Origin of the sequence: Halomonas tibetensis (assembly GCF_042643535.1) — a bacterium.
GTDB lineage: Bacteria > Pseudomonadota > Gammaproteobacteria > Pseudomonadales > Halomonadaceae > Halomonas > Halomonas tibetensis.
The window spans coordinates 22,158-35,307 of record NZ_JBHRSQ010000010.1; the positions used below are offsets into that span (position 1 = coordinate 22,158).

Here is a 13,150-nt window from a genome sequence, read left to right on the forward strand (position 1 = left end):
GCTCTAGCCGCCCAGGAAGCTCTTGGCCACTTCCGGATCCGCCAGCAGGGCGGCGCCGGTATCGGTAAAGCGGTTCTGGCCGGCGGCCAGTACGAAGCCCTTGTCGGCAATGGCCAGCGCCTGCTTGGCGTTCTGCTCCACCATCAGGATGCCGACGCCGGCGGCGTTGATCTCCTTCACCCGCTCGAAGATCTCGTTCATATAGAGGGGCGAGAGGCCGGCAGTAGGCTCGTCAAGCAGGAGTAGCTCAGGCTCTGCCATCAGCGCGCGGCCCATGGCCACCATCTGGCGCTGGCCGCCGGAGAGTTCGCCGGCGGGCTGGCGTCGCTTGTCATAAAGGGGGGGGAAGAAGCCGTAGACCGTCTTGAGCATGCGCTGGGTGTTCTGCGGCTTCAGGAAGGCCCCCATCTCCAGGTTCTCCTTTACCGAGAGGCTCGGGAAGACGTTCTTCTCCTGTGGAATGAACCCCATGCCCTTCTGCACCAGCTTGTTGGGCGGCAGGTTGTGGATTGGTTCGCCGCGCAGCAGGATGTCGCCTTGGCTGACCGTCAGCAGGCCGAAGATGGCCTTGAGCATGGTGGACTTGCCCGCACCGTTGGGCCCGACAATCACGCCAATTTCGTCGGCGTCGATGACCATGTTCACGCCGTTGAGGATGTTCATCCCACCGTAGCCGCCGTGCACATCGCGCGCTTCAAGTAGTGGCATCTTGGGGAGCTCCAAAGTAAGCCTCGATGACGTCGGGATTGTTCTGGATCTCCTCGATGGAGCCCTCGACCATCACGCTGCCCTGGGCGAGAACGATCACCGGGTCGCAGAGCCGGGCGATCATGTCCATGTCGTGCTCGATGACGAGGAAGGTGTAGCCCATCTCGCGGTTGAGCCGCTCGATGTTCTCGACCAGGTCGCCAAGCAGAGTCCGGTTGACCCCCGCGGCGATCTCATCGAGCAGCACGACCTTGGCGTCGGTCATCATGGTGCGGCCGAGCTCCAGCAGCTTCTTCTGGCCGCCGGAGAGATTGCCGGCCAGTTCGTTGCGCACATGGTGCAGGCCGACGAAGTCGATCACCTCCAGGGCGCGGCGGCGCACTCCCTCCTCCTCCTGCCTGACCCTTCCGGGGTTGAACCAGGCATTGAACAGGCTTTCTCCGGCCTGGCGGGGTGGCACCATCATCAGGTTCTCCAGGGCGGTCATATGGGAGAACTCGTGGGCGATCTGGAAGGTGCGCAGCAGGCCCTTGTGGAACAGTTCGTTCGCGGGGCAGTTGGTGATGTCCTCGCCCTCGAGCAGCACCTGGCCGCTGTCGAGCGGCAAGGCGCCGGCAATGATGTTGAATAGCGTCGACTTGCCGGCGCCATTGGGGCCGATCAACCCGGTGATGGAACCCTTCTCCACCGACAGCGAGCAGTCGTTGATCACCTTGAGGCCACCGAAGGCCTTGTGGACGTGTCGCACGTCGATCATGGGGGCCATGAGGAGGTTTTCTCCGTTGTTGTCTTGGGCCGTCACGCCGTTGCCGCCCAGGGGCTGGGCGGCAACACCGTCACTGATCCTGGCTGTCGTCCACCAGGAAGGTGCGGCCGGCAGCAAAAGCACCAACGATCACCAGGGCGCCGACGGCGGGAATCAGGTAGCCCTCCACCTGGGGAATGGCGCGCAGGAAGACGAAGGCGACTGCCGCCGGAGCGACGAAGCGCACCAGGAAGCGCCAGATGGCGAACCAGGTCTCGTTGGTGCGCATTTCCTTCATCACCTCGCTGTGGGTCAGCGCCCAGCCAGCAAACAGTGCGATTAACAGGCCCCCCAGCGGCATGAAGATGTTGGTCAGAAGCTCGATGAATTCGAAGGCGCTGCGGCCGAACAGGGTGTGGAAGATCGTGCCCTCGGCGTAGACGTTGAAGCTGGCCACGGTGACCAGGCCCAGCGCCCAGCTGGCCAACACCATGGCAAACACCGCCTGGGGACGCGTCAGGTCGAAGCGTTCGACCAGAAAGGCGGCTACCGGCTCAATCAACGAGATGGAGGAGCTGATTGCTGCCCCCAGCACCAGGATGAAAAATACGCCGCCAACCAGCGCGCCGAAAGGCATCTCGGCGAAGGCCAGCGGCAGGGTGACGAACATGAGGCCCGGGCCCTGGCCGGCATCCAGGCCGGCACCGAATACCAGCGAGAAGATGGCCAGGCCTGCGACCATGGCGACGGCGGTGTCGACGACGGCGATGGCCAACGCGGTTCGGGTCAACGAGATCTCACTGGACATGTAGGCGCCGTAGGCCATGATCGCGCCCATGCCGAGGCTCAGTGTGAAGAACGACTGACCCATGGCAGCCAGCCAGCCTTCGAGACTCAGGTCGGCGATATTGAAGGTGAACAGGAAACTGGCCGCGGCGGCGAAGTCGCCGTTGGCCACGCCGTAGGCCAAAACCACCAGCAGGATGACGAACAGTGCCGGCATGATGATGCGCAGCCCACTCTCGATACCCTTGTGGATGCCCATTCCGACGATCAGCCCCGAGGCGATGATGAACAGGGTGTGGTAAAGGGTAAGAAGTGCCGGTGAGGCGAGCAGGGCGTCGAAGCCGGCGCCAATGGTCTCGGCATCGGCACCGACAAGCGAGCCGGTGAGCATCTGCCAGGTGTAGTGGATCGCCCAGCCGGCGATCACGGAGTAGAAGCTCAGGATCAGGAAGGCGGAAGCGGCCCCCAGCCAGCCGATGGACTCCCAGGCCCGCGAGGTCTTGTGGGTGCGGGTCAGGAAGCGCATGCCCATGATCGGGCTGCGGCGGCTATTGCGACCTAGCATAGTTTCGGCGATCAGGATGGGAATGCCCACGGCGAATATGGTCAGGGCGTAGACCAGAATGAAGGCCCCGCCGCCGTTCTCGCCGGTGAGGTAGGGGAAGCGCCAGAGGTTGCCGAGACCCACTGCCGAGCCGACGGCGGCCAGCAGAAAAGTCCCCTTGTGGGTCCAGACGTTGTGAGTGCTCATGAAGGCTCCAGAACGCGAAACGGGTGGCCAAGAGGGCCCATGCCGCAACTTTGCGGGAAAATGCGTTCGGGAGCCAGTCTCGCAGCGTTTAGCAGACGTTAAGTTCGCCGATAATGCCTCTATCGACTAGCGCTCCTTGTCGTTGTCCTCGGTGTCATCCTTGGCCTGGCCAATGCTCGGTTCCAGGGCGCGGGCCTCGTCGGGCAGGCGTACGGTATCGCCAAGGGCGAGCTTGCCGTGGGACTTCAGTCGCCGACCGTTGTTGACGGCGATGATCGCTGCTACCTCGCCGATGCTGGTGCCCTCCACATAGGCCTCTACCTTCACTCGCACTATGGCGCCCAGATAGCGTGCCGAGAGGATATCGCCAGGGCCGGGGGCCGAGTGGCTCGTGGGCTCATTCTCGAAGTGGCGCATGACGCTGTCGGCGCCGGGGTCGTCCCATTCCACGTGTTTGTGCATGGGGGGCCTCCTGATTGTATTGGACACAGATAAGGGCGAACGGTTGACGTTACCAGCATAGTGGATTGCGGGGCCGACAACGACGACGCCCGCCGCGGGGAGCTCCCGGGCGGGCGTCGTGTGACGTGGTGACGGTCTTATTTCTTGCTGGAACGCTTGCGCTCGTTTTCTTTGAGCAGCTTCTTGCGCAGCCGGATGTGGTGCGGTGTCACCTCAACCAGCTCATCGGAGTCAAGAAACTCGATGGCCTGCTCCAGGCTGAACTTCACCGGCGGGGTCAGGACGATGTTCTCGTCGTTGCCCGTGGAGCGCATGTTGTCGAGCTTCTTGCCCTTGGTCGGGTTGACCACCATGTCATTGGCGCGGTTGCTGATACCGATCAGCATGCCTTCATAAACTTCGGTTGCGTGATCGATGATCAGCTTGCCGCGTTCCTGAAGAGCAAACAGCGCATAGGCCAACGCCTTGCCGTCGACCATCGACACCAGCACGCCGTTGCGACGCTCGATGGAGGCATCGGGCTTGAGCGGGCCGTAGTGGTCGAAGCGACTGGTGAGAATGCCGGTACCGGAGGTCAAGGTCAGGAACTGTCCGCGAAAGCCGATCAGGCCGCGCGCCGGGATGATGAAGTCCAGGCGCACGCGGCCCTTGCCGTCGGGGTGCATGTTGGTCATCTCGCCCTTGCGGTAGCCGAGCTCCTCCATGATGGCGCCCTGGTGCTGCTCCTCGCAGTCGACGATCACCTCTTCGTACGGCTCCTGCTTGACGCCGTCGATCTCGCGGATGATCACCTCGGGGCGGCCCACGGCCAGTTCGAAGCCCTCGCGACGCATGGTCTCGATCAGTACTGAGAGGTGGAGTTCGCCGCGGCCGGAGACCTTGAACTTCTCGGGGGTCTCGCCCTGCTCGACGCGAAGCGCTACGTTGTGAATCAGCTCCTGCTCGAGACGGTCCTTGATATTTCGGCTGGTGACGAATTTGCCGTCCTTGCCCGCGAAGGGAGAATCGTTGACCTGGAAGGACATCGAGACGGTGGGCTCATCCACAGACAGCGGCGGCAATGCCTCGACCTTGGCCGGGTCGCACAGCGTATCGGAGATGGAGAGGTCATCGATGCCGGTCACGCAGACGATATCCCCTGCGGTGGCTTCGTTGGTCTGCACGCGTTCCAGACCCATGTGAGTCATCACCTGGCCGATCTTGCCCTTGCGGACCTTGCCATCCACGCCGATCACGCTGATCTGCTGGTTGGGCTTGACCGCGCCGCGCTTGATGCGGCCCAGGCCAATAACGCCCACATAGCTGTTGTAATCCAGCGCCGAGATCTGCATCTGGAACGGACCGTTTAGCTCAACCTTGGGCGGCTCGACGATGTCGACGATGGACTGCAGCATCGGCGCCATGTCGTCGGCCAGCTCTTCTGGGTCCATGCCGGCAACGCCATTCAGCGCCGAACAGTAGATGATCGGAAAGTCGAGCTGCTCATCGGTGGCGCCGAGGTTATCGAACAGGTCGAAGATCTGGTCGATGACCCAATCGGGGCGTGCGCCGGGACGGTCGATCTTGTTGACCACCACGATGGGCTTCAGCCCCTGGGCGAAGGCCTTCTGGGTGACGAAGCGAGTCTGTGGCATGGGGCCGTCGACGGCATCGACCAGGAGCAGCACGGAGTCGACCATCGACATCACGCGTTCGACTTCGCCACCGAAATCGGCGTGTCCCGGCGTGTCGACGATGTTGATGTGGTAATCCTGGCCGGACTGGTCCTGCCATTGAATGGCAGTATTCTTCGCCAGGATGGTGATGCCGCGTTCCTTCTCCTGGTCATTGGAATCCATGACGCGTTCTTGACCCTCGGCCTTGCGGTCCAGGGTGCCGGACTGGCTGAGAAGCTTGTCGACCAGCGTGGTCTTGCCGTGGTCAACGTGGGCGATGATGGCGATGTTGCGAAGCTTACTGACGTCTGAATTGCTATCGGTCGTGCTCATAAGGTGTGTCTCACTGATATGTACGCACCTATGTACACGTTTTATTAAGTACCCTAGGCGCGGGGCAGGGAATGTAGGGCGCGCATTGTACAGCCTCCCCCGGTTCGGTAATAGCGGATTCGTGCTTTCGATGGGCTGTCAACGCGGCGCGCCGGCCTTCACCCGGGCGCCACAGGCGCGCAGGCGCACCAGCAGTTCGTCCAGAGCGCCGCTGTTGTGGTTGGGGTCGCAGCCGCCGATCCGTTCATACCAGCGATGAGTCAGGCACAGCCCTCCCCCACGAGGCAGACGCTTGATTTGTACAAGCAGACGCTGAAGCGGGCTGCGGTGCAGGGTCGGAAGCAGGGCGGCATCGAACTCACCCGCGGCAACCTCGATGGCCAGTTGCATCAGCACCTCGGCACTGGAGGCATCGCCGATGCCGGGGAAGACCAGTACCTCGCCGATACAGGGGGCGATGGCGTCGTTAAGGCGCTGCCCCAGGGGGGCTGAGGAGACGCTGATCAGACGGGCGCCGAAACGGTGCGCAATACATGGCAGTCGGGGGTCGCCGGTGTCGTCGATAATTCGCAGGGAAAAAGGGGTGGTGTCGGACCGTGCCAGTGACGCGACAATGGCCAACTGCCGGGGCAGGTAGGAGCCAGCACTGCGGGCGTCGATGAGGATGCAGCCGGTGAAATCGATCATGCGAACTCCGGGATTGGGCCGCACTATGGGGGCACTAGCCAGCTGCCAGCAATTCACTGCTGGCGCCTCATGGCGTTGTAAGCAAGTGTAGTCGTTGGTGAGTCTGCGTATCAAAGGGTTCTGGAAGGAAAAATCTGTTTCAGGCCGTGGTCGCGTTACCTCTCCCCGGCGGGCAAATAAGTTAGGCTGGGCATCTATTTCGCTCTTTTTTGGTGCATTGACAGGTCATGTTGCACAAATAAAGCGCACTGGATCGACCTGACCGATGGCCCCTCACGACGCCGAGGTGTCGTTGATTCAGTCTGGTGCGCCAAAAATTCCTGTTTTATTCTTTTAAATCAGATTTTTGCTGTATCCATGGTGCATCAAGGTGCAACATTGGCATGGTGTATGCTTAGTAGTGAGTAGCGTCGGAAACAATGCCGGCAACCGTGGGCAGCTCGTCTGCGGCATGCTACAACTTCGCAACACACCAAGGCTTCGAGCCAAGCTCAACCCCGGAGGACACCATGTCTGCCAAGACTCTCGCCCTGATTGAAGAACACGATGTGAAGTGGGTCGATCTGCGCTTCACCGACACCCGTGGCAAGGAACAGCACGTCACCATTCCGGCCCGTGATGTGGACGAGGAGTTTTTCGAGAACGGCCAGATGTTCGATGGTTCTTCCATCTCTGGCTGGAAAGGCATCAACGAGTCCGACATGATCCTGCGGCCAGAAGACGGCACCGCCTTCCTCGACCCCTTCACCGAAGATTCCACCCTGGTGCTGCGCTGCGACATTATCGAGCCAGCTACCATGCAGGGCTATGAGCGTGACCCACGCTCCATCGCCAAGCGCGCCGAGGCCTACCTGCAATCCACTGGCCTGGGCGATACTGCCTTCTTTGGCCCGGAGCCCGAGTTCTTTATCTTCGACGAGGTGCATTGGAAGTCCGATATCGAGGGCTCCATGTACAAGATCACCTCTGAAGAAGGTGCCTGGTCCACCGACCGTGCTATCGAGGGCGGTAACCTGGCCCACCGTCCGCGCGTCAAGGGCGGCTATTTCCCGGTGCCCCCGGTGGATAGTTTCCACGACATCCGCGGCGCCATGTGCAACACCCTTGAGGCCATCGGTCAGACCGTCGAGGTGCACCACCACGAGGTGGCCAACGCCGGCCAGAACGAGATCGGGATCAAGTTCAACACCCTGGTCAAGAAGGCCGACGAGGTTCAGGAGATGAAGTACGTGATCCACAATGTGGCTCACGCCTACGGCAAGACCGCCACTTTCATGCCCAAGCCGCTGGTTGGCGACAACGGCAGCGGCATGCACGTGCACCAGTCCTTTTGGAAGGAGGGAAATAACCAGTTCGCAGGCGACGAGTATGCGGGTCTCTCCGAGATGGCGATCTACTACATCGGCGGTATCATCAAGCACGCCCGTGCCCTGAACGCCTTCGCCAATGCCTCCACCAACTCCTACAAGCGCCTGGTGCCGGGCTTCGAGGCCCCCGTGATGCTGGCCTACAGCGCACGTAACCGCTCCGCTTCCATCCGCATCCCTTACACCGCCAGCCCCAAGGGCAAGCGCGTCGAGCTCCGCTTTCCGGATCCGACCGCCAACCCCTACCTGTGCTTCTCGGCGATGCTCATGGCCGGTATCGACGGCATCAAGAACAAGATCCACCCCGGCGACGCCATGGACAAGAACCTCTATGACCTGCCGCCGGAAGAGGGCAAGGCCGTGCCGACCGTGGCCCACAGCCTCGACCAGGCGCTGGAGGCGTTGGACCAGGACCGCGCCTTCCTTACCGAGGGTGGCGTGTTTACCGATGACATGATCGACGCCTACATCGAACTGAAGATGGAGGACGTGGAGCGCATTCGCATGACCACACACCCCATCGAATTCGATATGTACTACAGCTGTTAACAGCTCGCGGTTAACGACGAGCTGCTGGTGACGGCAGCGGCCAGAGGCAAAGCGCCCTGGTACGGCATCGACGCCCGGCGTTGATCAAAAAGGGGTTCCGCCATGGCGGAACCCCTTTATCTTGTTCACTATCCAATGAAGCAATGTGCGACACCATCCACAGACCGCCAGGAAAGCGGTACGCAGGGGGTATCCATGAACAAGGCCTTGATGATCCTGACGATAGGGCTGAGTTTCAGCCTGGCTGCTCAGGCCCAGACGATCTACCGCACCACCGACGCCCAGGGGAACGTGGTGTTCACCGATAATCCGGAGCGGGGCGGCGAGCAGGTGGAGCTGGCGCCGGTAACGGTCGTGCCCGCCACCGGCGAGGTGCGCACCGGCCAGCCCGCACCGCGCGCGCAGGGCAGCGGAGCGGAAACCGTGACGGGTTCCCCCGGGCAGCCCTTCATGCCCTATGACAGCTTCCGCATTCTGTCGCCCAGCCATGAGCAGGCCTTTCCGGTGGGGTCGGCTGGCAACGTGTCGGTGGAACTGGGCATCGAGCCGGCCCTGCGCGAGGATCACCGGGTGCGTTTACTGCTGAATGGCAGGGTGAGTCAGACGGCGATGCATACCACAGCCTTCATGGTCGCCAACATGAATCCCGGCGAGCACGTGTTACAGGCTGAGCTTATTGATGGCAGCGGTGCTGTTCGCCATCGCAGCTCCCCTGTCACCATCTTTGTGCATCGTGCCAGCGTCAACCGCCCGACCAATTAGCTGCCCCCGCGCTGGGCGCCCTGGCCGTGGTGCCCGGACGGAAGTCCGAGGCCCTGTCGCTCTCCACACGATGGCGAACGGCCTCCCTGGCCCGTGAAACCGGCGCCACCACCCGTCGAGACGCCGTCTCCGCTGCGTCGCGGTGAACCGGTCCGTCGACTGCCCGAGGATGATTCTCCTCTGCGCCGCCAAGAGGAGCACGCTACCTACCGTTGAGCCTTCTCGGGGCACCTGGCGCACCAGTGTCGGCCGCTGCTTCGTGCAGATCTTTTTCTTTTGCTCTATTTTGGTGCACTAGCATCCCGCACCGACGCCCTGCGGCCAGTGATCCCGGGCCTCGCAAATCTGGCGCGCTTCTTGCAAACCCTTGGTGTCCTGAAAAGGATACTCCTGGATCCGACATGGGCGAATCGATGTACCAACGCTTGATGGAGCACCTTTCCACCGCTGTGGTTCTTCTGGACGGTGAGCTGAGGCTGCAATGGATGAACCCTGCCGCCGAGGCATTGCTGGCGATCAGCCTCAGCCGGGTAAAGGGAGGGCGGCTGTGCGCCCTGATGGAGAGCGATGATGGGCTCGGTGAGGTCCTGGGCAAGGCGCGGGACGAGTTCCACCCCTTCACCCAGCGCGAGGCGCGGCTCGTTCTGTTGGCCGGTGAGACCCTTACCGTGGATTACACGGTGACGCCGCTATCCCGCCAAGAGCTGCTGCTGGAAATCGAGCCTCGCGACCGGCTGATGCGCATCTCTCGAGAGGAAGCGCTGCTGACCCGCCAGGAAACCATCAAGGTGCTGACGCGGGGTCTGGCCCACGAGGTGAAGAACCCTCTGGGTGGGATTCGTGGCGCGGCCCAGCTGCTCGAGCGCGACCTGGACGATCCGAACCTGAAGGAGTTTACCCGGATCATTGTCGAGGAGGTGGACCGGCTGCGCGACCTGGTGGACTCCATGCTCGGCCCCAACCGTATGACTCGCCACGAGCCGCTCAATATCCACAAGGTGCTGGAGCGGGTGCGTTCGCTGATGATTGTCGAGCATCCCCAGGTGCGGGTCGAGCGTGACTATGACCCCAGCCTGCCCGACCTGGCCGGCGATGAGGCCCAGATGATCCAGGCGGTGCTCAACGTGGCGCGCAATGCCGTGGAGTCGATGAACGAGGCCGCAACGCCAGGGCCTCGGCTGGTGCTGCGCACCCGAGCGCGGCGTCAGTTCACCCTGGGGGCGGAGCGGCATCGCCTGGTGTGCGAGGTGGGGGTGATCGATAACGGACCGGGGGTGCCCGATGGGCTGCGCGAAACGCTCTTCTATCCCATGGTCTCCGGCCGCGCCGAGGGCAGTGGACTGGGGCTCTCCATTGCCCAGGCGATCCTTCACCAGCACCAGGGCCTGATTGAATGTGATTCCGTGCCAGGCCAGACCGAATTCCGACTGCTGATTCCCCTGGAGAAGCGCCATGACTGACGCCGCACGCGTGGTGGTCGTCGACGACGACCGCGCCATCCGCTGGGTGCTCGAACGTGCCCTGGCCCAACCCGACCTGAACGTTGAGTGCATCGAGCGCGCCGATACGGCCCTGCAGCGCTTGCTCGACTCTCCTCCCGATGTGCTGGTCACTGATATCCGCATGCCGGGCATTGATGGTCTGGATCTGATGGCCCGGGTGCGCGAGGTCCATCCCGACCTGCCAGTGATCGTGATGACCGCCCACTCCGACCTGGACAGTGCGGTGGCCTCCTACCAGGGCGGTGCCTTCGAGTATCTGCCCAAGCCCTTCGATGTGGACGAGGCGCTGGCGCTGGTGCGTCGTGCCGTGGCCCACGCCAGGGAGCGTCAGCGCCCGGTGAGCGTGCCCGAGGGGCTGGGCGCCGAGATCATCGGCGAGGCGCCGGCCATGCAGGAGGTTTTTCGCGCCATCGGCCGTCTGTCGCACTCGCATATCACGGTGCTGATCAACGGCGAGTCGGGTACCGGCAAGGAGCGGGTCGCCCGAGCCCTGCATCAGCACAGTCCGCGTGCCGGCAAGCCCTTCATTGCGCTGAATATGGCCGCGATCCCCAGGGACCTGATCGAGTCGGAGCTGTTCGGCCACGAAAAGGGGGCCTTCACCGGTGCGGCCGCCCAGCGCCAGGGGCGCTTCGAACAAGCTGACGGTGGCACTCTGTTCCTGGACGAGATCGGCGACATGCCCGCCGAGACCCAGACCCGTCTGCTGCGCGTGCTGGCCGACGGCGAGTTCTATCGGGTCGGCGGTCATATGCCGGTGAAGGTGGATGTGCGCATCATCGCTGCCACCCATCAGAACCTCGAGAGCCTGGTGGATGATGGGCGTTTCCGCGAGGATCTTTTCCATCGGCTCAACGTGATTCGTGTGCACCTGCCGAAACTGGCCGAGCGGCGCGAAGACATCCCCCAACTGGCCCGCCATTTCCTGGCCGAGGCGGCCAAGGAACTCTCCACCGATATCAAAGTGCTGACCCCCGAGGCCGAGACCCACCTGACCCGCCTGCCCTGGCCGGGCAATGTGCGTCAGCTCGAGAACACTTGTCGATGGCTGACGGTGATGGCCTCCGGGCGCGAGATTCTGGTGGAGGACCTCCCGCCTGAGCTGCGAGGGAGTGACGGCGGCAGCAGGGCCAGCGGCGACTGGCGGGCGGCGTTCCGCGACTGGGCCGATCGCGCCCTGGCCGCGGGACATACCCATCTGCTGGAGGAGGCGGTGCCGGACTTTGAGCGGATACTCATCGAGACCGCGCTGCGCCATACCGGCGGGCGCAAGGGCGAGGCCGCGGAGCTGCTCGGCTGGGGACGCAATACGCTGACGAGGAAATTGAAGACCCTGCTGCCGGCGCTGGCCGACGGGGAGTAGCTCCCTCAGGCCTGTCGATGGAGCCGCCTCGAACGGTATCGTCTTCAGGCAGCGTTCCCGGGTGCCAGGGCTGGGCGGCGGCGTCGGGGGCTGCCAGAATGGGCCTCTCAAGGAGAGAATGCCCATGACGCAGATGAGCTGGGAGCGGCTGCTGGATCCGAGCCGCTTGCACGACCGGCGCGACGAGCGCCCCGGTGGCGGCCGCGACGAGATTGGCCGCAGCCCCTTTCACAAGGATCACGATCGCATCGTCTTCGCCGGCTCCTTCCGGCGCCTGGGGCGCAAGACTCAGGTGCATCCGCTGACCGACAACGACCATATTCACACCCGCCTGACCCACTCCCTGGAAGTGGGCTGTGTGGGACGCTCGCTGGGCATGATCGTCGGTGAGCGTCTCAGCGGCCGCTTGCCGGGCTGGATCACTCCGGCGGATATGGGGGTAATCGTCCAGGCGGCGTGCCTGGGACACGACATCGGCAATCCGCCTTTCGGCCATGCCGGGGAGTACGCTATCCGCGACTGGTTCGCCCGCGCCGACGGCCGTGGCCTCCTCGAGGGCCTCTCGGATCTCGAGCGGCAGGACCTGCTCACCTATGAGGGCAACGCCCAGGGTTTTCGCATCGTCACTCAGGTCGAATACAACCAGTTCCGCGGCGGCATGCGGCTGACCACGGCGACACTGGGGACTCTGCTCAAGTATCCCTGGACGGTGGAGCACGGTGGTACGGCCGGCAAGTTTGGCTGCTATCAGAGCGAGCGGGAGCTGCTGGTCGAGGTGACCGAGCGGTTGGGGCTGCTGCCCCAGGGTGCAGGGCGCTGGTGTCGACACCCGCTGGCCTGGCTGGTGGAGGCCGCCGACGATATCTGCTATGCGCTTCTCGATCTGGAGGATGGCCTGGAGATGGGTATCCTGCGCTTCGAGGAGGTCGCCGAGGTGCTGATCCAGATCGCCGGTGGCGAGCCGGCAGACTATGCGGGAATGCAGCGCCACGGCGTCTCCCAGCGACGGCGCATCGCCGCCCTTCGCGGGGCGGCCATGGAGCGAGCGGTGAACGACGTGGGCGCGGTCTTCGTGGAGCATGAGGCGGAGCTGCTGGGCGGGCGCCTGCGGCAGGATCTACTGGAACTCTGCCATCCGGATCTGGATTGGGGCGTCAAGGCCGCCAAGCAGCTGGCCCGGGAGCGGATCTTCCAGAACGAACGCAAGGCCAAGCTGGAGATCGGCGCTTACACCACGCTTGGCATCCTGCTGGAGGCCTTTATCGGGGCGGCCCACGAGCTTCACCATACCGGGCGCTCAACCTTCAAGCACCAGCGGGTGCTGGCGCTCATCGGTGAGAACACCCCGCGCCCCTCATGGTCGCTCTACGACAGCTATCGGCGCATGCTGGATTTCATCGGTGGCATGACCGACCACTACGCTGTGGATCTGGCCCAAGAGATGGGCGGCCGGCTGCGGGGTGACTGAGAGATACTGAAA

The 13,150-nt window shown here is 63.2% G+C and carries 11 protein-coding genes; 5 read left to right on the top strand and 6 right to left on the bottom strand.

Annotation, left to right across the window (positions count from 1 at the left end):
* Positions 1-3: 3 nt before the first annotated feature.
* From ACFODV_RS07980 to ACFODV_RS08005, 6 genes are all read right to left on the bottom strand, one after another.
* Positions 4-708, bottom strand: a complete 705-nt coding sequence (locus tag ACFODV_RS07980) for an ABC transporter ATP-binding protein (RefSeq protein ID WP_379757324.1) — start codon at positions 706-708, stop codon at positions 4-6.
* Entirely contained in the window at positions 695-1,474 is a 780-nt protein-coding gene (locus tag ACFODV_RS07985) for an ABC transporter ATP-binding protein (RefSeq protein WP_379757327.1), read from the bottom strand. The genes ACFODV_RS07980 and ACFODV_RS07985 overlap by 14 nt, the downstream gene beginning before the upstream one ends.
* 70 nt (positions 1,475-1,544) lie before the next feature.
* Complete coding sequence (locus ACFODV_RS07990; RefSeq protein ID WP_379757329.1) at positions 1,545-2,990, bottom strand: sodium-dependent transporter; 1,446 nt, start codon at positions 2,988-2,990, stop codon at positions 1,545-1,547.
* 126 nt (positions 2,991-3,116) lie between these two features.
* Positions 3,117-3,452 (bottom strand): hypothetical protein, encoded by a 336-nt coding sequence (locus tag ACFODV_RS07995; protein WP_379757332.1) that lies wholly within the window; start codon positions 3,450-3,452, stop codon positions 3,117-3,119.
* A 137-nt stretch (positions 3,453-3,589) separates the two neighbouring features.
* On the bottom strand, positions 3,590-5,440 hold the full coding sequence (typA, locus tag ACFODV_RS08000; RefSeq protein ID WP_379757335.1) for a translational GTPase TypA: 1,851 nt from the start codon (positions 5,438-5,440) through the stop codon (positions 3,590-3,592).
* Positions 5,441-5,578: 138 nt separating this feature from the next.
* On the bottom strand, positions 5,579-6,127 hold the full coding sequence (locus ACFODV_RS08005; RefSeq protein ID WP_379757337.1) for a hypothetical protein: 549 nt from the start codon (positions 6,125-6,127) through the stop codon (positions 5,579-5,581).
* A gap of 509 nt (positions 6,128-6,636) precedes the next feature.
* Here ACFODV_RS08005 and glnA point away from each other — a divergent pair.
* The 5 genes from glnA (at position 6,637) to ACFODV_RS08030 (ending at position 13,138) form a co-directional block, all read left to right on the top strand.
* Positions 6,637-8,043 carry a glutamate--ammonia ligase gene (glnA, locus tag ACFODV_RS08010; RefSeq protein ID WP_379757340.1) on the top strand — a complete coding sequence of 469 codons (1,407 nt, stop codon included), beginning with the start codon at positions 6,637-6,639 and terminating at the stop codon, positions 8,041-8,043.
* 195 nt (positions 8,044-8,238) lie between these two features.
* The gene (locus tag ACFODV_RS08015; protein ID WP_379757343.1) at positions 8,239-8,805 is read left to right on the top strand and encodes a DUF4124 domain-containing protein; all 567 of its coding nucleotides are present in this window, start codon (positions 8,239-8,241) and stop codon (positions 8,803-8,805) included.
* A gap of 413 nt (positions 8,806-9,218) precedes the next feature.
* Positions 9,219-10,265 (top strand): nitrogen regulation protein NR(II), encoded by a 1,047-nt coding sequence (glnL, locus tag ACFODV_RS08020; protein WP_379757445.1) that lies wholly within the window; start codon positions 9,219-9,221, stop codon positions 10,263-10,265.
* Positions 10,258-11,670 carry a nitrogen regulation protein NR(I) gene (gene ntrC / locus ACFODV_RS08025; RefSeq protein ID WP_379757345.1) on the top strand — a complete coding sequence of 471 codons (1,413 nt, stop codon included), beginning with the start codon at positions 10,258-10,260 and terminating at the stop codon, positions 11,668-11,670. Before glnL ends, ntrC begins: the two co-directional genes overlap by 8 nt.
* Positions 11,671-11,794: 124 nt before the next feature.
* A complete protein-coding gene (locus ACFODV_RS08030) occupies positions 11,795-13,138 on the top strand; it encodes a deoxyguanosinetriphosphate triphosphohydrolase (RefSeq protein WP_379757348.1) in 1,344 nt (447 codons plus the stop codon).
* Positions 13,139-13,150: the final 12 nt, after the last annotated feature.